The following is a 21786-nucleotide window of genomic DNA, read 5'->3' as shown; positions in this document are numbered from 1 at the left end:
TACAGTTGCGTGAAAGACGCGAGTTCTTGCCGCAATAGGGCCGCTTGGTGCGCATGGCTTGCAAGCGACCCGAGCCGATGCTAACCGCTCGCCATCCCATCTGAAGGCGCATTCCCCAGCGCCCTCTTTTTGCATGGGGCCACCATTCGTGCCCAAGAGGACCCCAATCGCGTGGAAGCATCCGGCGGTATTCAAGCAAGCTTAAGCGGCCGCTATGCCACCGCTTTGTTCGAGCTCGCGCGTGACACCAAATCGATCGACGCCGTCGAAGCGAGCCTCGTCCGCGTCCGCGCCGCGATCGCGCAGTCGAGCGAGTTCGCGCAGCTGATCGGCAGCCCGGTCGTCTCGCGCCAGCAGGCGGCCAAGGCCGTCGCGTCGGCCGCGGAGATGATCGACGTCGACGATACGACGGCGAAGTTCCTCGGCGTGCTCGCCGACAACCGGCGTCTGTCGCAGCTCCCGGCGATCATCCGCGCCTTCCGCGATCTGGCCGCGCGCCACCGCGGCGAGACGACCGCGGAAGTGACCTCGGCACATCCGCTCACCGAAGATCAGGTCGAGGCGCTCAAGCAGCAGCTGCGCACCCGCATCGGCACCGACGTTTCGGTCGATCTCTCGGTCGACCCCACCCTCCTCGGCGGTCTGGTCGTCCAGATCGGCTCGCAGCGGATCGACAGCTCGATTCGCACTCGTCTCAATGCTCTCGCGCACGCGATGAAAGGTTAAGTCATGGATATCCGCGCCGCAGAAATCTCGAAGGTCATCAAGGACCAGATCGCCAATTTCGGCACCGAAGCGCAGGTTTCGGAAACCGGCCAGGTGCTCAGCGTCGGTGACGGCATCGCGCGCATCTTCGGGCTCGACAACGTCCAGGCGGGCGAGATGGTCGAATTCTCGAACGGCGTGCAGGGCATGGCGCTCAACCTCGAGGCCGACAATGTCGGCGTCGTGATCTTCGGGTCCGACTCGCAGATCAAGGAAGGTGACGTCGTCAAGCGCACCGGCACGATCGTCGACGTCCCCGTCGGCAAGGGCCTGCTCGGCCGCGTCGTCGATGGCCTCGGCAACCCGATCGACGGCAAGGGCCCGATCGAGACGACGCAGCGCAGCCGCGTCGAAGTCAAGGCACCGGGCATCATCCCGCGCACCTCGGTCAACGAGCCCGTCCAGACCGGCCTCAAGGCGATCGACGCGCTCGTTCCCGTCGGCCGTGGCCAGCGCGAGCTGATCATCGGCGATCGCCAGACCGGCAAGTCGGCGGTCGCGATCGACACCTTCATCAACCAGAAGGCAGCGCATCAGGGCGACGACGAGTCGAAGAAGCTCTATTGCATCTACGTCGCGGTCGGCCAGAAGCGCTCGACCGTCGCCCAGCTCGTCCGCACGCTGACCGAGCAGGGCGCGATGGATTACTCGATCGTCGTCGCGGCGACCGCGTCGGACCCTGCCCCGCTGCAGTTCCTCGCACCGTACACCGGTTGCGCGATGGGCGAATATTTCCGCGACAACGGCATGCATGCCGTCATCGTCTATGACGATCTGTCGAAGCAGGCCGTCGCCTACCGCCAGATGTCGCTGCTGCTGCGCCGCCCGCCGGGCCGCGAAGCCTATCCCGGCGACGTGTTCTATCTTCACAGCCGCCTGCTCGAGCGCGCGGCCAAGATGAACGACGCCAACGGGGGCGGCTCGCTCACCGCACTGCCGATCATCGAGACGCAGGCTGGCGACGTGTCGGCCTACATCCCGACCAACGTGATCTCGATCACCGACGGCCAGATCTTCCTCGAGACCGACCTGTTCTTCGCGGGCATCCGGCCCGCCATCAACGTCGGTCTGTCGGTGTCGCGCGTCGGCTCGGCCGCCCAGACCAAGGCGATGAAGAAGGTGTCGGGCTCGATCAAGCTCGAGCTCGCGCAGTATCGCGAAATGGCGGCGTTCGCGCAGTTCGGGTCTGACCTCGATGCCTCGACGCAGAAGCTGCTCAACCGCGGCGCGCGTCTGACCGAGCTGCTCAAGCAGGCGCAGTTCGCGCCGATGCCGTTCGAAGAGCAGACCGTGTCGATCTTCGCTGGCACCAACGGCTTCCTCGATACCGTGCCGGTCAACGCCGTCGTCCGCTACGAGCAGGCGATGCTCGCCGAGATGCGCAGCAGCCACGCCGCTCTCCTCACCGACATTCGCGACAAGCGCGACCTGTCGAAGGAGACGACCGAAGCGCTGAAGACCGCGCTCGGTGCGTTTTCGAAGACGTTTGCGTAATGCCTAGCCCTCTCCCGCTTCCGCGGGAGAGGGTTGGGTGAGGGTCTTCTTCTCGTCGACGCCCGACAAGCAGAAGACCCTCACCGACTTCGACTAGGGCCGCGTGAAGGACGCGACCCAAGTCTCCGTAGCCTCTCCCGCACGCGGGAGCGGATAAGAAGGACTAGAATGGCCTCGCTTAAAGCCCTCAAGATCCGCATCGGCTCGGTGAAGTCGACGCAGAAGATCACCAAGGCGATGAAGATGGTCGCCGCTGCCAAGCTCCGCCGTGCGCAGGAAGCGGCGATTGCCGCACGCCCGTACGCGCTGCGCCTCGAGCAAGTGATGGCGAGCCTCGCGTCGAAGGTGTCCGTCAGCGAATCGAGCCCCAAGCTGCTCGCCGGCACCGGCAAGGACCAAGTCCATCTGCTGGTCATCGCGACCTCGGAGCGCGGCCTCGCGGGCGCGTTCAACTCGAACATCGTCCGTGCGGCGCGGCGCAAGGCCGAAGAGCTCGAGCGTGCCGGCAAGACGGTGAAGTTCTACGTCGCCGGCAAGAAGGGCCGCGTGATCAAGCGCTTCTTCCCGACGCAGATCCTCGCCGATCATGAAATGAGCCACATCAAGACCGTCGCCTTCGCCGACGCCAAGGCGATCACCGACGATCTGATCGCACGCTACGAAGCGGGCGAGTTCGACATCGCGCATCTGTTCTACGCCCGCTTCCAGTCGGCGCTGGTGCAGGAGCCGGTCGGCCGCCAGATCATTCCGGTCGCGCTGCCGTCGGCCGCGAACGACGTCGCCGCATCGTCGGCGACCGCCGCGGTCGAATATGAGCCCGACGAGGAATCGATCCTCGCCGCGCTGCTGCCGCGGAACATCGCGATCCAGATCTTCGGCGCATTGCTCGAGAATGCCGCGTCGGAGCAGGGCAGCCGCATGACCGCGATGGACAATGCGACGCGCAATGCCGGCGACATGATCAATCGCCTGACGATCCAGTACAACCGCAGCCGCCAGGCCGCGATCACCACCGAGCTGGTGGAAATCATCTCCGGCGCCGAAGCGCTCAAGTAGTCGATACGAGGAAAGCATCATGGCAACCGCCCCAGACACACTCGCCCCGGCGCTTACGAACAGCGTTGGCCGTATCAGCCAGGTCATCGGCGCCGTCGTCGACGTGACCTTCGAGCAGGATCGCCTTCCCGCGATTCTCAACGCGCTCGAGACGTCGAACAACGGCAACCGCCTCGTGCTCGAAGTCGCGCAGCATCTCGGCGAGAACACCGTCCGCACGATCGCGATGGATTCGACCGAGGGTCTGACCCGCGGCCAGGAAGTCACCGACACCGGCTCGCAGATCCGTGTTCCCGTCGGCCCGCAGACGCTCGGCCGCATTCTCAACGTCATCGGCGAGCCGATCGACGAGCGTGGTCCCGTCGGCCACACCGAGACGATGCCGATCCACGCACCGGCGCCGCTGTTCGTCGACCAGTCGACCGAGAGCGCGATTCTCGTCACCGGCATCAAGGTCATCGATCTGCTCGCGCCGTACGCGAAGGGCGGCAAGATCGGCCTGTTCGGCGGCGCCGGCGTCGGCAAGACCGTGCTGATCCAGGAACTGATCAACAACATCGCCAAGGGGCATGGCGGCACCTCGGTGTTCGCGGGCGTCGGCGAGCGTACCCGCGAGGGTAACGATCTGTACCACGAGTTCCTCGACGCGGGCGTTATCGCCAAGGATGCCGATGGCAACCCGACGCCGGAAGGTTCGAAGGTCGCGCTCGTGTTCGGCCAGATGAACGAGCCGCCAGGCGCGCGTGCACGCGTTGCGCTCTCGGGCCTGACGATCGCCGAATATTTCCGCGACGTCGAAGGCCAGGACGTGCTGTTCTTCGTCGACAACATCTTCCGCTTCACCCAGGCGGGTTCGGAAGTGTCGGCACTGCTCGGTCGTATCCCGTCGGCGGTGGGCTATCAGCCGACGCTGTCGACCGACATGGGCGCGCTGCAGGAGCGCATCACGTCGACCAACAAGGGCTCGATCACCTCGGTGCAGGCGATCTACGTTCCGGCCGACGATCTTACCGATCCGGCGCCGGCCACGTCGTTCGCGCATTTGGACGCAACGACCAACCTCAACCGCGCGATCTCGGAGCTGGGCATCTACCCGGCGGTCGATCCGCTCGACTCGACCAGCCGCGTGCTGACCCCGGCGATCGTCGGCCAGGAGCATTACGACACGGCGCGGCGGGTTCAGGAAACCCTCCAGCGCTACAAGTCGCTCCAGGACATCATCGCCATTCTCGGCATGGACGAGCTGTCGGAAGAAGATAAGTCGACCGTGTCGCGCGCTCGCAAGATCCAGCGCTTCCTCAGCCAGCCGTTCCACGTCGCCGAGGTCTTCACCGGCATCAGCGGCAAGTTCGTCCAGGTCGAGGATACCGTGAAGTCGTTCAAGGCAGTCGTCGACGGCGAGTACGATCACCTGCCCGAGAGCGCCTTCTACATGGTCGGCGGCATCGACGAAGTGATCGCCAAGGCCGAGAAGATGGCCAAGGAAGCCTAATCCTATCCAAGCCCCTCCCCTTCAGGGGAGGGGTTGGGGGTGGGGCGTGTCTCACCGAGACCAGCGCCTGCGTCCCCCAACCCAACCCCTCCCCTAAAGGGGAGGGGCTTAGAGAGACAAGACATGCTGCACTTCGAACTCGTCACCCCCGAAAAGCTCGTCCGGTCCGAGGACGTCTATATGGTCGTCGTGCCCGGCACCGAGGGCGATTTCGGCGTGCTCGAGGGCCATGCGCCTGTCATGTCGACGATCCGCGACGGCGCGCTGTCGATCTATCGCACCGAAAAGGGCGAGCCCGAGCTGATCGCGATCGAGGGCGGTTTCGCCGAAGTCAGCGCGACTGGCCTCACGGTGCTCGCCGAGCGCACCGCTTAAGGTTTATGCTCTCCCGCGATCGGGCACTGTCATCGTCATGATGACGGTGCCCTTTTCGTTTTAGCGGTCCGCGCCACCCGAGCGCGCGGTTTGGTTAGGAAAATGTCAAACACTCTCGCCTAACGCTTGTTGCCAAGCATGAGGAAACTGGCGGCATGAGTGCATTTGGGCGTCGACCTGGCATGGCGGGCGCGAGCGCGAGACCCGCGTTCGGCGTGGCACGCCCGATGCAGGGCGGTGGTTCGCGTCCGGCGGATGGCGAATCGGCTCCCGGCGCGGGCGAACAGTTCCCGCCGCTGCCCGGTGGCCTCGACCCCGAGCCGCTCGGCACGATGCCCGGTACGCAGCAGGACGCGATGCAGCGCCTTGCCGACCGCCAGGCGCTGTCGGGCGAATCGGGCAGCTCGAAGGTCGAGGGCTTCGAAAGCTCGATCCACAAGATCAAGGAGCAGGTCCTCCCGCGCCTGCTCGAACGCGTCGATCCCGAGGCGGCGGCAACGCTCGACAAGGATGAGCTCGCCGAGGAATTCCGCCCGATCATCGGCGAAGTGCTCGCCGAGTTGAAGCTCACGCTCAACCGGCGCGAGCAGTTCGCGCTCGAAAAGGTGCTGGTCGACGAATTGCTCGGCCTGGGACCGCTCGAGGAATTGCTCGCCGATCCGAACATCACCGACATCATGGTCAACGGCCCCGAGCAGACTTATGTCGAGCGCAAGGGCAAGCTCGAGCTCGCGCAGATCCAGTTCCGCGACGAGGAGCATCTCTTCCAGATCGCGCAGCGCATCTGCAACTCGGTCGGCCGCCGCGTCGACCAGACCACGCCGCTTGCCGACGCCCGCCTCAAGGACGGCAGCCGCGTCAACGTCATCGTGCCGCCGCTGAGCTTGCGCGGCACCGCGATCTCGATTCGTAAATTCTCCGCCAAGCCGATCACGCTCGACATGATGGCGGGCTTCGGCTCGATGAGCCCGAAGATGGCGACCGCGCTCAAGATTGCCGGCGCGTGCCGCTTCAACGTCGTCATCTCGGGCGGTACCGGCTCGGGCAAGACGACGATGCTCAACGCGCTGTCGAAGATGATCGACCCGGGCGAGCGCGTGCTGACGATCGAGGACGCGGCCGAACTTCGCCTGCAGCAGCCGCATTGGCTCCCGCTCGAAACCCGCCCCGCCAATCTCGAAGGCCAGGGCGAGATCAGCATCCGCGATCTCGTCAAGAACGCGCTGCGTATGCGCCCGGATCGCATCATCCTCGGCGAAATTCGCGGCAGCGAGTGTTTCGACATGCTCGCTGCGATGAATACCGGCCACGACGGCTCGATGTGTACGCTCCACGCCAACTCCCCGCGCGAGGCGCTCGCGCGTATGGAGAACATGGTGATGATGTCCGACATCAAGGTGCCGAAGGAAGCGATCTCGCGCCAGATCGCCGATTCGGTCGAAATGATCATCCAGGTGAAGCGCCTGCGCGATGGCTCGCGCCGCGTGACCAACGTGACCGAAGTGATCGGCATGGAAGGCCCGGTGATCGTCACGCAGGAGCTCTTCAAGTTCGAATATCTCGACGAATCGGCCGATGGGAAGATCATCGGCGAATATCGCTCGATGGGCCTGCGGCCGTATACGCTCGAAAAGGCGCGGACCTTCGGGTTCGACCAGGCGTATCTCGAGGCGTGCCTGTAAGGCGGGCAGGTAACGGCCGCTTAGGCGCGAGCGCGACAACCAATTTCCGTTCGGGCTGAGCCTGTCGAAGCCCCGCGCACGCCAGCCGCCCGCAGCGGAGAAGGCCCTTCGACAGGCTCAGGGCGAACGGGGTTTAGATTCCGCGCGAGCGAGCGAACCCGCTCGCTAGCCGTGCTGCGCGATGATCGCGCATCCCGCCGCCGCGATCAGCGCGAACATCTGCATCGAGCGCCAATCGACCCAGCCGACGCGGTCGAGATCATCGCGCCGGTCGCGCCGCCAATCGGCGACTCCGGCGAGCACCGCGACCACCACCGCGACGCCCGCTCCGATCCACCACAGCATGCCTCAGTCGCCGAGCTTCTCGATCTTCTCGTTCAACCGGCCGAGTTCGGCCTTGAGCGCGGCGATCTCGTCGTCCTTGCTCATCGCGGCAGCCGGAGCAGGCTTGGCCGCCCCACCGGGTACTGCGCCGGGCTTGAATGCCGCGGTCGCCGCCTCGAACATCGCCATGTTCTGCTTGGCGATCTCGGCGAACGGCGTGTTGGCGAAGGGCGACTGCGCGAACGCGCCCTCGACCGCCGACTTGAACTGCTGCTGGTTGTGGCGGAAGCTGTCCATCGACGCCTCGAGATAGCCCGGCACCATCGCCTGCATCGAATCGCCGTACATCGCGATCAGCTGGCGCAGGAAGTTGACCGGCAGCATCGTCTGGCCGCGCTGTTCCTCTTCCATGATGATCTGGGTAAGGATGTTGTGCGTGATGTCTTCTTCGGTCTTCGCGTCGAGCACCTTGAAGTCGCGCCCCTCGCGCGTCATCGCGGCGAGATGTTCGAGGGTGATGTAGGAAGACGTCTCGGTATTGTAGAGCCGGCGGTTCGCATACTTCTTGATCGTCACCGGGCCGTCGCCCGGAATGGTCTTTTTCATGCAGAAGGGCTCCCCGACGAATGTTTGGCCAGAACCTACCACCAATTATTACCGCATCGCAACACGGCCCGCGTCCGCTACCCTTATTCCTCGAAATGCTGCTTGCCGAGACCGCGACCGATCCCGATCGCCGCGTCGCAGCACTGGCGGGACTGCGCGCGTATCAGGACGCGCCGCGCGGTCGCGTGCGCAAGCCGATGCCGGCGCGGTACCGCAAGGGGAAGGCAAGGCTGCGCGATTACGGCGCGAAGGGCGCGGCCGGGCGCGCGATCGTGTTCGTGCCATCGCTGATCAATCCACCGCACATCCTCGACTTGCTGCCCGACGTCTCGTTGCTGCGCTGGCTGGCCGCGCAAGGCCACCGCCCCTTCCTGCTCGACTGGGGGACGCAAGCCCCGGCGGGGCGCGCGCTCGATCTCGACGCGCACGTCACGCGTGTGCTGCTGCCGCTGATCGCGAAGTTCGACGCGCCGCCGATCCTCGTCGGCTATTGCCTCGGCGGCACGCTGGCGCTTGCCGCCGCCTGCCTCGCCGAAGTCGCGGGATTGGCGCTGATCGCCGCGCCGTGGCATTTCGCTGGCTTCGGCGAGGCGGCGCGCGCCGATATGGCGGGCTTATGGGCGTCGGCCAAACCCGCGTGCGAGGCGATGGGGCTCGTGCCGATGGAAGTGCTGCAAGCGGGCTTCTGGCGGCTCGACCCGGCGCGAACGGTCGCCAAATACGAGTCGTTCGCCGCGCTCGACCCTCACAGCGCCGCGGCGCAGCGCTTCATCGCGATGGAGGATTGGGCGAATGGCGGCGCCCCCCTGCCCTATGCCGCCGGACGACAACTGTTCGAGGATTGTATCGCGCAAGACGTGCCCGGCAGCGGCGGCTGGCAGATCGCGGGCACCACGATCGACCCCGCGGCGCTGCGCTGTCCGAGCGTCGACTTCGTCTCGCGCAACGACCGTATCGTGCCCGCCGCCACCGCCGCCGATCTCGCCGACCGCCACGATCTCGGTGCGGGTCATGTCGGGATGATCGTCGGCAGCGGCGCCCGCGCACAGCTGTGGGAGCCGCTCGCGGGGTGGTTAAACGCGTGTTCCCCGGCTAGATAGCGGCCACACCTTACCGCCGGAGCAGAGCCATGCAGGACATCGTCATCACCGCCGCCAAGCGCACGCCCGTCGGCAGCTTTCTCGGCGCGTTCGCCGGAACGCCGGCGCACGAACTCGGCCGGATCGCGATCGAGGCGGCGCTCGCGCAGGCCGGCGTAGCGGGTGACGAAGTCTCCGAGGTCATCCTCGGCCAGGTGCTGACCGCCGGCCAAGGGCAGAACCCGGCGCGCCAGGCGGCGATGGCCGCAGGCGTACCCAAGGAAATCCCTGCCTGGGGCGTCAACCAGGTGTGCGGTTCGGGCTTGCGCGCGGTGGCGCTGGCGGCGCAGTCGATCGCGTGCGGCGATGCGCGCATCATGGTCGCGGGCGGCCAGGAATCGATGTCGCTCAGCGCGCACGCGCAGAACCTGCGCGGCGGTACCAAGATGGGCAACGTCACGCTGGTCGACACGATGATCAGCGACGGGCTGACCGACGTGTTCAACAACTATCACATGGGCATCACTGCCGAGAATCTCGCCGAGCAGTACCAGATCTCGCGCGAGGCACAGGACGTGTTCGCGGTCCGCTCGCAGAACCTCGCCGAAGCCGCGCGCACCGCCGGCCGCTTCCGCGACGAGATCGCGCCCGTCACAATCAAGGGCCGCAAGGGCGACACGATCGTCGCGGACGACGAATATATCCGCGCCGGTGCGACGCTCGAGAGCGTTGCCGGCCTGCGCCCGGCGTTCAAGAAGGACGGCACCGTCACCGCGGCGAACGCGAGCGGCCTCAACGACGGCGCCGCCGCGCTCGTGCTGATGACGCGCGCCGAGGCCGAGACGCGTGGGAGCCCGATCCTCGCACGGATCGCGAGCTGGGCGTCGGCCGGGGTCGATCCGTCGATCATGGGGATCGGCCCCGTCCCCGCGACTCGCCGCGCGCTCGAAAAGGCCGGGTGGAGCATCGGCGATCTCGACCTGATCGAAGCGAACGAAGCGTTTGCCGCGCAGGCGCTGTCGGTCGGCAAGGAACTCGGCTGGGATCCCGAGCGCGTCAACGTCAACGGCGGTGCGATCGCGATCGGCCACCCGATCGGCGCCTCGGGCGCGCGCGTGCTGACGACGCTGCTGTACGAGATGGCCAAGCGCGATGTTCGGAAGGGTCTGGCAACGCTTTGTATTGGCGGCGGAATGGGGATTGCAGTCTGCGTCGAGCGGTAAGACCCAAAAACCGTTGCGCCGGGACAACAATTTTTTGAAAGCATGACGGATGTGACACTTTGGTCACATGTTTAACAAACTGTCAGCTTTGGTTCAGGTTTGTGAAATGTAGGGGTTGCGCCGGACCTACATTTCTTATTTGTTACCCCCAACCGGGCAGGCGGAACCGCCGCCCGGAAATGGGGAACTATCGATGAAGCTCAGACTGTTGTCTGCGAGCGCCCTTACCGGCGTGTCGCTCGTTATCGCTTTGCCTGCCGCCGCTCAAACCGCACCTCCCGAGCCGGCTCCTGCCACACCACCAGGCTCGCTTGCTGCCGACGACGCTGCGGCGGCGAACCAGGGCCCTGAAGATATCGTCGTCACCGGTTCGCGCATCCGGGTCCGCAAGCTCGACCAGTCGGTTCCGGTTACGGCGATCTCGGCGGTCGAACTGCTCGGTGCCCGCGGCGACGTTTCGCTCGGCGACGCGCTCAACCAGCTCCCGCAGCTCCGCTCGACCTTCAGCCAGGCGAACTCGACCGGCAGCATCGGCACCGCGGGCCTCAGCCTGCTCGATCTGCGCGGCCTCGGCACTGCGCGCACGCTGACGCTCGTCAACGGCCGTCGCGTCGTGACCGCAGTTCCCGGCAGCTACACGCCCGACGTCAGCACGATTCCGTACGATCTGGTCGAACGCGTCGATCTTGTCACCGGCGGCAATTCGGCGATCTACGGTTCGGATGCGATCGCGGGCGTCGTCAACTTCGTGCTGCGCAAGAACTATGACGGCGTGCGGATTCGCGCACAGGGCGGCACGACCACCTATGGCGACCGCGGCACCTACCTGATCAGCGGCATCGCCGGCCATAACTTCCTCGACGGCCGGGTGAACCTCACCGTGTCGGGCGAATATACGCGCGCAAACTCGGTCTTCTATGCGGATCGCGATTATCTGGGCGCGTTCACGGGAACGCCCGGGTTCATCACGACGCAGATCACGACCGCGCCGAACCGCAACTTCGACGGCATTCCGAACACCTCGTTCGTGTCGAGCGGCATCGTCTTCGGCAACCGCTCGATCGGCGGTACCGTCGTGACGACCTGCCCGGGCACCGCGACCACGGCCAATGCCGCGCAGCGCGCCGCGATCTGCACCGGGCAGACCACGCCGACCGGCGCCCCGCTCGCGTACAACTACGTGTTCCAGCCCGACGGTTCGCTTCAGAAGGACAGCAACATCGTCGACAATCGCGCGATCGGCGGCGGGATTCTCCGCGGCTTGACCGCGACGGGCGTCGAAGATGCGATGTTGCTGCCGAGCCAGGATCGCTATGTCGCGAACCTGATGTTGAGCGGCGATTTCTCGCCCGCCTTCAAGCCGTTCCTCGAGGCGACCTACGTCAAGGTCGATGTCGAGCAGCAATCGACCCAGCCGAGCTTCACGGGTGGGACGCTGACCTCGACGTTCAGCATCAACAACCCGTTCCTCTCCGCCGCCTCGCGCTCGACGCTGCAGACGATCCTCGCCCCGGGCGCCACGTCGTTCACGCTCAACCGCTTCAACAACGATTTCGGCACGCGCGCCGAATTCCATAAGCGGCAGACCTATCGCGCCGTTCTCGGCGTGCAGGGCGACATCAGCGAAAAGGGCAATCTCCACTACGAGATCGCCGGCAACTACGGTCGCACCGAGAACTACTATCGCACGGGCGGCAACGTCCTGATCGCGAATTACGGCAAGGCGGTGAACGCGGTTGTCGCACCGACCGGCTATGCCGGGAGCAACTTCGTCAACAATTCGACCGGCCAGAAGATTGTCTGCGCGGTCAACGCCGACGCCAGCACGACCAATGACGACGCGGCCTGCGTCCCGTTGAACCTGTTCGGCCAGGGCGCCTTCGACCAGCGCGCCCTCAACTACACGCTCTACACCTCGACGCGGAACCAGTGGGCCGAGGAAATCGACGCAACGGCATTCCTCTCGGGCGATTCGAGCGGCTTCTTCAAGCTGCCCGGCGGCCCGGTCGGCTTCTCGATCGGTGCCGAATATCGCAGCGAGGATGCGTTTTCGGGCCAGGATCCGGTCACCGCGTCGGGCGCGACCTTCCTCAACCCGGCGGCGACGTTCGATCCGAACAAGGTCGAGATCAAGGAACTCTATGGCGAGCTTCGCCTACCGGTCCTCGCCAACTTGCCGCTCATCCGCGAGCTGACGATCGAAGGCGCTGGCCGCGTGTCCGATTACGGCGGCACGGTTGGTTCGGTCGTCGCATGGAATGCCGGTGTGATCTACTCGCCGGTCCGCGACCTGACCTTCAACGCGACCTTGGCACGCTCGGTCCGCGCACCGAACCTGTCCAACCTCTATGCGACCGCCGCGACCACCTTCGCCAACGGCCTGACCGATCCGTGCGACCAGGCGGGTGGCACCAACTCGGGCAACAACATCAACGCCGGTCCGAACCGTGTGAAGAACTGCGCAGCGGCCGGTATCCCGACCAGCATCACCTTCGTCGATCCGGCATCGGGCGCGACTCTGGTGAAGCCGTGGACCAACCAGTCGGCATCGGGTGTTGCCGGTGTGAACCAGGGCAACCCCAACCTCTCGCCTGAAGTCGGCCTGAGCTTCACGACCAGCATGAACTATGCGCCGCACTATATCCCCGGCCTCAACTTCAAGGTCACCTACTACAATATCCGCGTGAAGAACGTGATCTCCGGCCTTACCGGCCAGGCGATCATCAACCGCTGCTATGACGATCCGGGCGGCATCAACAACACGTTCTGCGCCGCCGTCTTCCGCCGCACGACGACCGATCCGGTTACCAACCAGACCTTCAACGGCCAGACCTCGCGCACGATCGACACGTCGCAATTCACCTTCGGCCTGGCGGGCAACGGCAACGGCTTCATCAACCAGCCGTTCAACTTCGCCAAGCTGGCAACGCGCGGGCTCGATTTCGACGCAGCCTATGTCCATGCGTTCCGCAGCAACCTACAGCTCAATCTGCGCCTGCAGGTCAGCTATGTGATGGATCGTCTGCAGTACACCTACATCACCGAACCCAACCGCTACGACCGGATCGACAGCACGCTCGGCGATCCGAAGTGGCAGGGTCAGTTCACGATCAACGGCAAATGGGGCCCGGTCGACCTGAACTACAATGCTCGCTACGTCGGCAAGCAGATCGTTTCGGGGCTTTCCTATGAAACGTTCTTCACTTCGCAGGGCCGGACTCCGACCAACCCCGACGCGCGTCCGTTCGTGTACTATAACCCGATCGTCTACCACAGCCTTCGTCTGGGCGTGAACGCGACCGACAAGTACCGCTTCTACGCCGGCGTCGACAACCTCACCAACAAGCTGCCGCCGTACGATCTTACGGGCACGGGCAACGACGCGATCTATCCGAACACCGGCCGCTTCTTCTATGCGGGCGCCGAGTTCAAATTCTGATCGAAACACATCCAACCTGAGGAAAAGGGGTCGCTTTCGCGGCCCCTTTTTTTATGCGGTCCAGCGCCTTTCGAACCGCTGCCCCAACCCCGTCAGCAGCTCATATTGCGACATGCCCGACGCGGCCGCTGCCGCCGGCAACGCATAGTCGAGCGCGACCCAATCGCCCTCGCCAAGCTCCGGCGCCGCCGCGACCGAGATCGCCGTCAGGTCCATCGACACGCGGCCGATCACCGGCAGCGCGGCAGCACCGGCGCGCGCGGCGCCGGCATTACTGAACCCGCGCCAATAGCCGTCGGCATAGCCGATGTTGAGGATCGCCACCTCGAGCGGGGCCGCGGCCGTGAACTGCGCATTATAGCCGATCGAATCGCCCGCCTGGAGGGTACGGCGCTGGAGGATCTGCGCTTCGGGCGTCACCACTTGCCCGACCACGCCCGCCAGTTCGCCGCGCGGCACGCCCCCGTAGAGCGCAAGCCCGGGTCGCGTGAGGTCAAAGGCATAGTCGGCGCCAAGCGCGATTCCCGCCGAATTGGCGAGGCTCAGCCGCCGTGCGGCGTTGCGCCCGCCGAGCCCGCGCAACGCCGCTGCCTGCCGCGCATTCATCGCGCTGTCTTCGTCGGCGCAGGCGAGATGGCTCATCAGCGTGTCGATCGCCAGGCCATCGAGCAGCCCGCTTTCAATCTCGGCGATCGATACGCCGAGCCGGTTCATGCCGGTATCGACCATCACGTCGCACCGCCCGCCGCCACTCTCGCGCCAGCGCGCGACGTGCGCCGCAGTATTGAGCACCGGGCGCGCGATACCGCTCGTGGCGGCCGCCATGTCCTCGGCGCGCACGCCGTGCAGCACGGCGATGTCGAAGCCGAGCCCGGCAAGGCGATCGGCCTCGCCCCAGCTCGCGACGAAGAAATCGCGGCATCCCGCGCCCGCCAGGCGCTCGGCGACACCCGCCGCGCCGAGGCCATAGCCATCGGCCTTGATCGCCGCGCCGCACGCCGCCGCGCCGCTCAGCGCGTCGAGCGCGCGCCAGTTCGCGACGAGCGCGGCGGTGTCGAGGCGGAGGCGGAGCGGGGCATCGGTCATGCCAGAGCGGTTAGCCGCCGCGGCAGGTGCGCGCCAGCCCGGCGTTCAGTCGGCGCTCGCGCGGCCGGGCTTGCTTTCCTCGAGCCCATAGAGCGTGACGACCAGCGCCATCGCCACCACCGCGATCGTGTACCACAGCCCGGCATAGGGATTGCCCGTCCGCGCGACGATGACCTGGCTGATCAGCGGCAGGAAGCCGCCGAAATAGCCGGTGCCGAAATGATAGGGGATCGACATCGAGCTGTAGCGGATCCGCGGCGGGAACATCTCGGACAGCAAGGCGGCGACCGGGCCATAGGTGATCCCGGCGAGCGCGCTGAGCGCAAGGATCGCGAGCAGGATCAGCACGATATTGCCCGGCGACGGCACGACCGGGCGCAGATCGTACCCGCCGTTCGCGAGCGCGGCATCGAGCCCGGCATCGCTGAGATCGTCGACGCCCACGCCGCCGATCAGCACCAGCGTCACCGGGGTGTGCGCCTTGGTATACGGCACGCCCTTTTTCGACAGATAGTCGAGCAAGCGGCGGCATTCGGTCGGCTTGGCCGGAAACAGGTCGTATTGGCACGCAGGCCCCGACACGACGACGGGCGCGCGCTTGGCGGCATGCGCGAGTTCGGGGTTGGCGGCGCTGCCCATCACCCAGAAGATCGGAAAGAGCAGCACGAGCGTCAGCGCATAGCCGATCACGATCGGCGTCTTGCGCCCGACTCGGTCCGACAGCCAGCCGAACAGCACGAAGAACCCAAGCCCGCCGAGCGCGCCGAACCCGACGATCAACTGGGCGGCAGTTTCCTGGACGCGCATCGTGCCTTGAAGGAACGACAGCACGGTGAACATCGCGGTGTACCAGATCACCGTCAGCCCGGCGGCGATGCCGAACAGCGCGACGAACAGCCGCTTGAGGTTGCCGGGATAGGTGAAGCTTTCGGTGAAGGGGTTCTTCGCGGTCTCGCCCGCCGCCTTCATTTGCTTGAACACTGGGCTTTCGGACAGTTTGAGCCGCATCCACAGCGACACGCCGAGCAGCACGAGCGAGAAGACGAACGGCACCCGCCAGCCCCACGCGTCCCACATTCCTCCCGGCATCAGCGCCTTGGCGAGCAACACGACGGCGAGGCTGAGGATGAATCCGCCAGCCACACTCGCTTGGATGAAGCTGGTGAAATAGCCGCTGCGCCCGGGTGGCGAATGCTCGGCGACATAGATCGCCGCGCCGCCATATTCACCGCCGAGCGCGAGCCCCTGCAGGATTCGCAGTCCGATCACGATGAACGGCGCGGCGAGCCCGATCGTCGCCGCGCTCGGCACCAGGCCGACCCCGGCGGTGGCGAGGCCCATCAGCGTGATCGTGACCAGGAAGGTATATTTGCGCCCGAGCTTGTCGCCGAGAAAGCCGAACAGGATCGCGCCGAGCGGGCGAAAGCCGAACCCGACCGCGAACCCCGCCCAGGCGTAGAGCGTCTGGAGCAGCTCGCTTTGCGCGGGAAAGAAGGTCCGCCCGATGATCCCCGAGGCAGCAAGCGTGCCGTAGATGAAGAAATCATACCATTCGAAGATCGTGCCGAGCGACGAGGCAGTGATGATGAGCTGGATGTCCTTGCGGCTCGGCGTCACCGGCACGTCCGGCCCCACATCGCTCGCCAAGATCGTCGCCATTCTCACCATCCCCACCCATGCTTCGGGTCCGGCGCGACGATAAGCGGTTTCGCCCGTGCGGCAAGACGCATCCCGCCAACCCGGCGCGCAGCGGGCTATCCGGCGTCGCGCACGCGCTCGTGATGGCGGATCACTTCGTCGATGATGAAGCGCAGGAACTTCTCGCTGAAATCGGGGTCGAGATCGGCTTGCTTGGCGAGCCCGCGCAGCCGCGCGATCTGCGATTCCTCACGCCCCGGATCGGCGGGCGGCAACCCAGCGGACGCCTTGTAGCGCCCGACCGCCTGCGTCGTCTTGAAGCGCTCGGCGAGCAGAAAGACCAGCGCCGCATCGATATTGTCGATGCTCTGGCGGTATCCGTTCAGCGTCTCGTCGGCCACCGATTGCTCCCCATCTGATGTCCTCGCCCTATTGCGGGCACGGGAGGGCCCATGCAAGCCGGGAAACACTTGCCTTTGGGCGCGCGCGCGGCCACATCGCACGCCACATGAGCGCCACCCTTCTCCGCCTCGATCCGAGCCGCGCCCAGCCCTCGCTGGAGCCGATGGTGCAACTCGTCACCGGCGACATGAACATGGTCAACGCCGTGATCCTGTCGCGGATGCAGTCCGAGATTCCGCTGATCCCCGAACTCGCCGGGCATTTGATCGCCGGTGGCGGCAAGCGGATGCGCCCGATGCTGACGCTCGCGAGCGCACGGCTGCTCGGCTACTCGGGCACGCGGCATCACCGCCTCGCCGCCGCGGTCGAGTTTATCCACACCGCCACGCTGCTCCACGACGATGTCGTCGACGGATCCGACCTGCGCCGCGGGAAGCGCACCGCCAACCTCATCTGGGGCAACCCGGCGAGCGTGCTCGTCGGCGATTTCCTGTTCAGCCGTTCGTTCGAGCTGATGGTCGAGGACGGATCGCTGAAAGTGCTCGGGATCCTGGCGGGCGCGAGCGCGATCATCGCCGAGGGCGAGGTCAACCAGCTCACCGCCGCGCGTCGGATCGACACGCCCGAGGAGCGCTATCTCGACATTATCGGCGCGAAGACCGCGGCTTTGTTCGCCGCGGCCTGCCGCGTCTCGGCGGTCGTCGCCGAGCGCCCCGAGGCCGAAGAGCTCGCGCTCGATTCGTACGGGCGCAACCTCGGCATCGCGTTCCAGCTGGTCGACGATGCGATCGACTATGTCTCCGACGCGGGCACGATGGGCAAGGATGCCGGCGACGATTTCCGCGAGGGCAAGGCGACGCTCCCGGTGATCCTCGCTTATGCGCGCGGCAATCCGGAGGATCGCGTGTTCTGGAAGGCGGCGATCGAAGGGCATCGCAACAGCGACGCGGATTTCGAGCGTGCGATCGAGCTCGTTCGGGCGACGCGCGCGGTCGACGACACGCTCGCACGGGCGCGCCATTACGGCCAGCGCGCGATCGATGCGCTGGCGATCTTCGCCAACGGCAAGGCCAAGGACGCAATGGTCGAAGCCGTCGAATTCGCGATCGCGCGCGCCTACTAAGCCGCGCGCCCGGTCGGCCTTTCGATCTTTCCAATGCCACGGAAAGGCGCATAGTGGCGGCGTGGTTGGACGTTGAGCGGGCGATCGCAACAAGAGGATCGAGTATGTTCGTCGATTTCCAGAACCAGTGGAGCCCACCCGAGCCCCCGGCGCCAAAGCCCGCGCCACGGCAGAACAAGCGCGCCGAGTCGATCACCGCCTGGATCATCGGTTTGAATCTGGTGATGCTCTTGGTCGGCCCGCTCGCCGGCGCGACGCTGTTCGACGCCGTGGTGGCGATGTTCAAGCACTGACGCGCGACGCCGCCCCCGGCGGTTAGCAGCCGAGCTTCGGCTCGGTCGCGTCGGCCCCGTCGAGTTCGACTTGCAACGTCGCATGGCCGATCCCGAAATGCGCCTTGAGCATCGTCCGCGCGCGGTCGAGGAAGGCATCGCCCGGATGCCCGCCGGGCATGACGAGATGCGCGGTCAGCACGGTTTCGGTCGTGCTCATCGGCCAGATATGGACGTGATGCACCCGCGCGACGCCCGGCAGTTCGCGCAGTTCTTCCCAAACCGCGTCCGAATCGATGCTCCGCGGCACCGCCGCCAGCGCCATCTCGACCGATTCGCGGAGCAAGCCCCAGGTCTGCAGGAAGATCAGCACCGCGATGACGATGCTGACGATCGGATCGATCCAGGTCGCCCCCGAGAGCCAGATCACCAGTCCCGACACGACGACCCCCGCCGACACCATCGCATCGCTCAGCATGTGGAGATAGGCGCCGCGGATGTTGAGATCGTCCTTACGGCCGCGCATGAACAGCAACGCGGTCACCCCATTCACAACAATTCCCGCGCCCGCGACCCAAGCGACGGTCGGCCCGTCGACCAGCGCGGGCGTCGCGATCCGCTGCACCGCCTCGAGCACGATCGCCCCGAGCGCGACGAGCAGCAGCAGCGCGTTGAGCAACGCCGCGAGGATCGTCGAGCCCTTGAGCCCATAGGTGAAGCGCTTCGACGCCGCGCGCCGCCCGAGCGCGATCGCCGCCCAGGCCGCGCCGAGCCCGAGCACGTCGGAGAGGTTATGTCCGGCATCGGCGAGCAGCGCCACCGACCCCGCGATCAGCCCGAACACGACTTCGGCGACGATGAAGCCGAGGTTGAGCGTGATGCCGATCGCGAACGCCCGGTCGTGGCCAGCGGCGGGCGGACCGTGGTCGTGCCCGGCATGGCTATGGCCTGCGCCATGCGAATGCCCGTGATGATGATGCGAATGGCCGGCCACGACGATCTCCGAAACTCTGGACGCCCGCCTAGCATCGCGATTGCGGGATATACTAGGACGTTGGGAATGCCGCCGCAGTTCCTTCGCCATGCGTCGATCGATCGCACGACATCGCGCTGTCCCCGTGGCGCGCGATCGGGCAAGGCGCTGCGTATCGTGGCCACCCTTCCCCTTCCCCATCTGCGGTGTTTGGCATGACGCTGCCGATCCACGCCGTCCTGCCCGATCTGCTCGCGCGGCTGCGCGACGCAAGCAACGCCGTCCTCGTCGCGCCGCCGGGCGCGGGCAAGACCACCGCCGTCGCGCCCGCTTTGCTTGGCGAAGCGTGGTGCAGCGGCGAGATTCTGCTGCTCTCGCCACGCCGCCTCGCCGCGCGCGCCGCGGCCGAGCGCATGGCGGCGACCGCCGGGCAGGCCGTCGGCCAGACCTTCGGCTATGCCACGCGGATGGATTCGAAGCGCTCCGCGGCGACCCGCGTAACCGTCGTGACCGAGGGAATCTTCGTCGCGCGCATCCAGAACGACCCCGAACTGGCAGGCGTCTCGGCGGTGCTGTTCGACGAAGTCCATGAGCGCAGCCTCGACAGCGATTTCGGGCTCGCGCTCGCGCTCGATGCGCAAGCCGGGCTGCGCCCCGATCTGCGGCTCGTCGCGATGTCGGCGACGCTCGACGGCGCGCGCTTCTCGGAGCTGATGGAGGGCGCGCCGGTGATTGAGAGCGCGGGGCGGATGCACCCGCTGACGCTGCGCCATCTCGGGCGCGCGGCCGAGGCGCGGATCGAGGATTCGGTCGCGGGCGCGGTGCGGCTCGCGCTGCGCGAGGAGAAGGGCGGAGTCCTCGCCTTCCTGCCGGGCGTCGCCGAGATCGAGCGCACCGCCGAACGGCTCGACGGGCTCGGCGAGGGGATCGTGCTCCACAAGCTCCACGGCAGCCTCGATCCGGCAGCGCAGCGTGCCGCGATTGCGCCCGACGCCGCCGGGCGCCGCAAGGTCGTGCTCGCGACGTCGATCGCCGAGACCAGCCTGACGCTCGACGGGATCGCGGTGGTGGTCGATTCAGGCCTCGCGCGGCGCCCGCGCTACGATCGTGCCGCGGGGATGACGCGGCTCGTCACCGAACGCGCGAGCCAGGCCGCGGTCACGCAACGTGCGGGCCGCGCCGCACGGCAGACGCCGGGGGTGGCGTATCGGCTGTGGGAAGAAGCCGCGACCGCCGGGCTGCCGCGCTTCGACCCGCCCGAGATCCTCGAGGCCGATCTGTCGGCGCTGACGCTCGATTGCGCACTGTGGGGCGTCGCCGATCCGCGGCAGTTGCGCTGGCTCGATCCGCCGCCCGAGGCCGCGGTGCAGGAGGCGCGCGCGCGGCTGGCGGCGCTCGACGCGCTCGACGCGGATGGGCGCCCGACGCCGCATGGCCATGCGATCGCGCGGCTGCCGCTCGCACCGCGGCTCGGGCACATGCTGGTGCGGGCTGGCGAAATCGGTCTGGCCGACGTCGCGGCCGAGGTCGCGGTGCTGCTCGGCGAGCGCGGGCTCGGCGGCAATGACGTCGATCTCGAAACGCGCCGCCGCCGCTGGCGCAGCGAGCGCGGGCCACGCGCGGAAGCGGGGCGGAAACTTGCGAAACGGTGGAGCCAACTTGCTCCCCTCCCGCTTGCGGGAGGGGCTGGGGGTGGGCGCGCGCCTTCAACCGGCGCGAACGGCGATAGCGCGCCCCCACCCGCCAACCCCCTCCCGCAAGCGGGAGGGGGAGAAGAAGCCATCGCCATCGCGCTCGCCTTCCCCGACCGCATCGCGCGGCGGCGCGACAATTCCGGCGAGACCTGGGCTTCCGTCGGCGGACGTGGGTTCAAGCTCGACCCAACCAGCAGCCTCGCCCGCGAGGAATGGCTTGCCGTCGCCGAGACGCAAGGCATGGCGTCGGGCGCGCGCATCCTCTCGGCCGCGGCGATCGACCTCGCGACGATCGAGACGCTGTTCGGCGAGCGGATCGCGACGCATCGCACCGTCGCCTTCGACCCCGCCACCGGCGGTATCCGCGCCCTGCACGAACGCCGACTCGGCGCGCTGCGGCTGTCGAGCGGCCACGATTCGAACGCCGACCCCGCTGCCATCGCCGCGGCGCTGCTCGAAGGAGTCCAGGCGACCGGCCCCGCCCGCCTCCCGTGGAGCGACGCCGCGCTCGCGCTGCGCCACCGCGCCGCCTTTGCGCAGGAGCATGGCGGCGCCGAACTCGCGCTCGACGACGCGGCGTTGCTCGCGCGCGCCGACGAATGGCTCGTCCCGTTGCTTACGGGCAAGCGCCGGCTCGACGCGATCGACTCGGGCGCACTGACCGAAGCGCTGCGCACCCTGATCGGCTGGGACGCGCTGAAAACGATCGAGCGCCTCGCCCCGACGCACTTCACCAGCCCCGCTGGCTCGACCCACCCGATCGATTACGATGCCGAGGGTGGCCCGCGCGTCGAGCTGCGCCCGCAGACGCTGTTCGGGCTCGCGACGCATCCGATGATCGCGGGCGGGCGCGTGGCGCTGGTGCTCAGCCTTACCTCGCCCGGCGGCCGGCCGATCCAGACGACGCGCGATTTGCCGGGCTTCTGGGCGGGCAGCTGGTCGGCGGTGGCGAAGGAAATGCGCGGCCGTTACCCGCGCCACCCCTGGCCCGACGACCCCGCCGCCGCCTCTGCAACGCTGCGCACGAAAAACGCAGATGCGCGGCGCCAAGAAGCACGATAAG

Annotated in this window: 18 protein-coding genes; 12 read left to right on the top strand and 6 right to left on the bottom strand. The window is 66.8% G+C overall.

Annotation, left to right across the window (positions count from 1 at the left end; translation table 11 throughout):
• Nucleotides 1-171: 171 nt before the first annotated feature.
• The 6 genes from ABIB28_RS09060 to ABIB28_RS09035 all read left to right on the top strand — a co-directional run bounded on the left by ABIB28_RS09060 (nt 172) and on the right by ABIB28_RS09035 (nt 6864).
• Nucleotides 172-726, top strand: a complete 555-nt coding sequence (locus ABIB28_RS09060; protein ID WP_354287894.1) for a F0F1 ATP synthase subunit delta — start codon at nt 172-174, stop codon at nt 724-726.
• Between the two features lie 3 nt (nt 727-729).
• The gene (atpA, locus tag ABIB28_RS09055) at nt 730-2259 is read left to right on the top strand and encodes a F0F1 ATP synthase subunit alpha (RefSeq protein ID WP_189675866.1); all 1530 of its coding nucleotides are present in this window, start codon (nt 730-732) and stop codon (nt 2257-2259) included.
• Nucleotides 2260-2427: 168 nt separating this feature from the next.
• Nucleotides 2428-3315: a F0F1 ATP synthase subunit gamma gene (locus ABIB28_RS09050; RefSeq protein ID WP_354287893.1), complete on the top strand. Its 888-nt coding sequence runs from the start codon at nt 2428-2430 to the stop codon at nt 3313-3315.
• A 19-nt stretch (nt 3316-3334) separates the two neighbouring features.
• On the top strand, nt 3335-4807 hold the full coding sequence (atpD, locus tag ABIB28_RS09045; protein ID WP_133186355.1) for a F0F1 ATP synthase subunit beta: 1473 nt from the start codon (nt 3335-3337) through the stop codon (nt 4805-4807).
• Nucleotides 4808-4930: 123 nt separating this feature from the next.
• Entirely contained in the window at nt 4931-5182 is a 252-nt protein-coding gene (locus ABIB28_RS09040; protein WP_354287892.1) for an ATP synthase F1 subunit epsilon, read from the top strand.
• A gap of 155 nt (nt 5183-5337) precedes the next feature.
• Nucleotides 5338-6864 carry a TadA family conjugal transfer-associated ATPase gene (locus ABIB28_RS09035; RefSeq protein WP_189675867.1) on the top strand — a complete coding sequence of 509 codons (1527 nt, stop codon included), beginning with the start codon at nt 5338-5340 and terminating at the stop codon, nt 6862-6864.
• A gap of 165 nt (nt 6865-7029) precedes the next feature.
• Here ABIB28_RS09035 and ABIB28_RS09030 read toward each other — a convergent pair whose 3' ends face one another.
• Both ABIB28_RS09030 and phaR read right to left on the bottom strand, forming a co-directional pair.
• Complete coding sequence (locus ABIB28_RS09030) at nt 7030-7209, bottom strand: hypothetical protein (protein WP_189675868.1); 180 nt, start codon at nt 7207-7209, stop codon at nt 7030-7032.
• A 3-nt stretch (nt 7210-7212) separates the two neighbouring features.
• The gene (gene phaR / locus ABIB28_RS09025; protein WP_133186349.1) at nt 7213-7794 is read right to left on the bottom strand and encodes a polyhydroxyalkanoate synthesis repressor PhaR; all 582 of its coding nucleotides are present in this window, start codon (nt 7792-7794) and stop codon (nt 7213-7215) included.
• A gap of 95 nt (nt 7795-7889) precedes the next feature.
• Here phaR and ABIB28_RS09020 point away from each other — a divergent pair, with 95 nt between their 5' ends.
• From ABIB28_RS09020 to ABIB28_RS09010, 3 genes are all read left to right on the top strand, one after another.
• Nucleotides 7890-8894: an alpha/beta fold hydrolase gene (locus ABIB28_RS09020; protein WP_354287891.1), complete on the top strand. Its 1005-nt coding sequence runs from the start codon at nt 7890-7892 to the stop codon at nt 8892-8894.
• A 29-nt stretch (nt 8895-8923) separates the two neighbouring features.
• Nucleotides 8924-10096: an acetyl-CoA C-acetyltransferase gene (locus ABIB28_RS09015; RefSeq protein ID WP_322162471.1), complete on the top strand. Its 1173-nt coding sequence runs from the start codon at nt 8924-8926 to the stop codon at nt 10094-10096.
• A 193-nt stretch (nt 10097-10289) separates the two neighbouring features.
• Entirely contained in the window at nt 10290-13535 is a 3246-nt protein-coding gene (locus tag ABIB28_RS09010) for a TonB-dependent receptor domain-containing protein (protein WP_133186343.1), read from the top strand.
• A 51-nt stretch (nt 13536-13586) separates the two neighbouring features.
• Here ABIB28_RS09010 and ABIB28_RS09005 read toward each other — a convergent pair whose 3' ends face one another.
• The 3 genes from ABIB28_RS09005 to ABIB28_RS08995 form a co-directional block, all read right to left on the bottom strand.
• Nucleotides 13587-14621 (bottom strand): alanine racemase, encoded by a 1035-nt coding sequence (locus ABIB28_RS09005; RefSeq protein WP_354287890.1) that lies wholly within the window; start codon nt 14619-14621, stop codon nt 13587-13589.
• 45 nt (nt 14622-14666) lie between these two features.
• On the bottom strand, nt 14667-16280 hold the full coding sequence (locus ABIB28_RS09000) for an MFS transporter (protein ID WP_354287889.1): 1614 nt from the start codon (nt 16278-16280) through the stop codon (nt 14667-14669).
• 95 nt (nt 16281-16375) lie between these two features.
• Nucleotides 16376-16660 (bottom strand): chorismate mutase, encoded by a 285-nt coding sequence (locus ABIB28_RS08995; protein WP_133186337.1) that lies wholly within the window; start codon nt 16658-16660, stop codon nt 16376-16378.
• A gap of 107 nt (nt 16661-16767) precedes the next feature.
• Between ABIB28_RS08995 and ABIB28_RS08990 the strand changes: the two genes are divergently transcribed.
• A complete protein-coding gene (locus ABIB28_RS08990) occupies nt 16768-17784 on the top strand; it encodes a polyprenyl synthetase family protein (protein ID WP_354287888.1) in 1017 nt (338 codons plus the stop codon).
• Nucleotides 17785-17888: 104 nt separating this feature from the next.
• Nucleotides 17889-18077, top strand: a complete 189-nt coding sequence (locus ABIB28_RS08985) for a hypothetical protein (RefSeq protein WP_354287887.1) — start codon at nt 17889-17891, stop codon at nt 18075-18077.
• 22 nt (nt 18078-18099) lie between these two features.
• Here ABIB28_RS08985 and ABIB28_RS08980 read toward each other — a convergent pair whose 3' ends face one another.
• A complete protein-coding gene (locus tag ABIB28_RS08980; RefSeq protein WP_354287886.1) occupies nt 18100-19050 on the bottom strand; it encodes a cation diffusion facilitator family transporter in 951 nt (316 codons plus the stop codon).
• Between the two features lie 194 nt (nt 19051-19244).
• On the opposite strand from ABIB28_RS08980, the gene hrpB reads away from it, so the two are divergent.
• On the top strand, nt 19245-21785 hold the full coding sequence (hrpB, locus tag ABIB28_RS08975) for an ATP-dependent helicase HrpB (protein WP_354287885.1): 2541 nt from the start codon (nt 19245-19247) through the stop codon (nt 21783-21785).
• The last annotated feature ends 1 nt before the right edge of the window (nt 21786 follow it).

The organism is Sphingomonas sp. UYEF23, assembly GCF_040546165.1.
Lineage (GTDB): Bacteria > Pseudomonadota > Alphaproteobacteria > Sphingomonadales > Sphingomonadaceae > Sphingomonas > Sphingomonas glacialis.
Note: the sequence above shows the minus strand (reverse complement) of the source record. Positions and strands in the feature narration are given on the sequence as shown.

Excerpts from the sequence above, each read along its gene's own strand:
- atpA (WP_189675866.1), top strand. The coding sequence starts at position 730 with ATGGATATCCGCGCCGCAGAAATCTCGAAGGTCATCAAGGACCAGATC.
- ABIB28_RS09050 (WP_354287893.1), top strand. The coding sequence starts at position 2,428 with ATGGCCTCGCTTAAAGCCCTCAAGATCCGCATCGGCTCGGTGAAGTCG.
- atpD (WP_133186355.1), top strand. The coding sequence starts at position 3,335 with ATGGCAACCGCCCCAGACACACTCGCCCCGGCGCTTACGAACAGCGTT.
- ABIB28_RS09040 (WP_354287892.1), top strand. The coding sequence starts at position 4,931 with ATGCTGCACTTCGAACTCGTCACCCCCGAAAAGCTCGTCCGGTCCGAG.
- ABIB28_RS09035 (WP_189675867.1), top strand. The coding sequence starts at position 5,338 with ATGAGTGCATTTGGGCGTCGACCTGGCATGGCGGGCGCGAGCGCGAGA.
- ABIB28_RS09030 (WP_189675868.1), bottom strand. The coding sequence starts at position 7,209 with ATGCTGTGGTGGATCGGAGCGGGCGTCGCGGTGGTGGTCGCGGTGCTC.
- phaR (WP_133186349.1), bottom strand. The coding sequence starts at position 7,794 with ATGAAAAAGACCATTCCGGGCGACGGCCCGGTGACGATCAAGAAGTAT.
- ABIB28_RS09020 (WP_354287891.1), top strand. The coding sequence starts at position 7,890 with ATGCTGCTTGCCGAGACCGCGACCGATCCCGATCGCCGCGTCGCAGCA.
- ABIB28_RS09015 (WP_322162471.1), top strand. The coding sequence starts at position 8,924 with ATGCAGGACATCGTCATCACCGCCGCCAAGCGCACGCCCGTCGGCAGC.
- ABIB28_RS09010 (WP_133186343.1), top strand. The coding sequence starts at position 10,290 with ATGAAGCTCAGACTGTTGTCTGCGAGCGCCCTTACCGGCGTGTCGCTC.
- ABIB28_RS09005 (WP_354287890.1), bottom strand. The coding sequence starts at position 14,621 with ATGACCGATGCCCCGCTCCGCCTCCGCCTCGACACCGCCGCGCTCGTC.
- ABIB28_RS09000 (WP_354287889.1), bottom strand. The coding sequence starts at position 16,280 with ATGGCGACGATCTTGGCGAGCGATGTGGGGCCGGACGTGCCGGTGACG.
- ABIB28_RS08990 (WP_354287888.1), top strand. The coding sequence starts at position 16,768 with ATGAGCGCCACCCTTCTCCGCCTCGATCCGAGCCGCGCCCAGCCCTCG.
- ABIB28_RS08985 (WP_354287887.1), top strand. The coding sequence starts at position 17,889 with ATGTTCGTCGATTTCCAGAACCAGTGGAGCCCACCCGAGCCCCCGGCG.
- hrpB (WP_354287885.1), top strand. The coding sequence starts at position 19,245 with ATGACGCTGCCGATCCACGCCGTCCTGCCCGATCTGCTCGCGCGGCTG.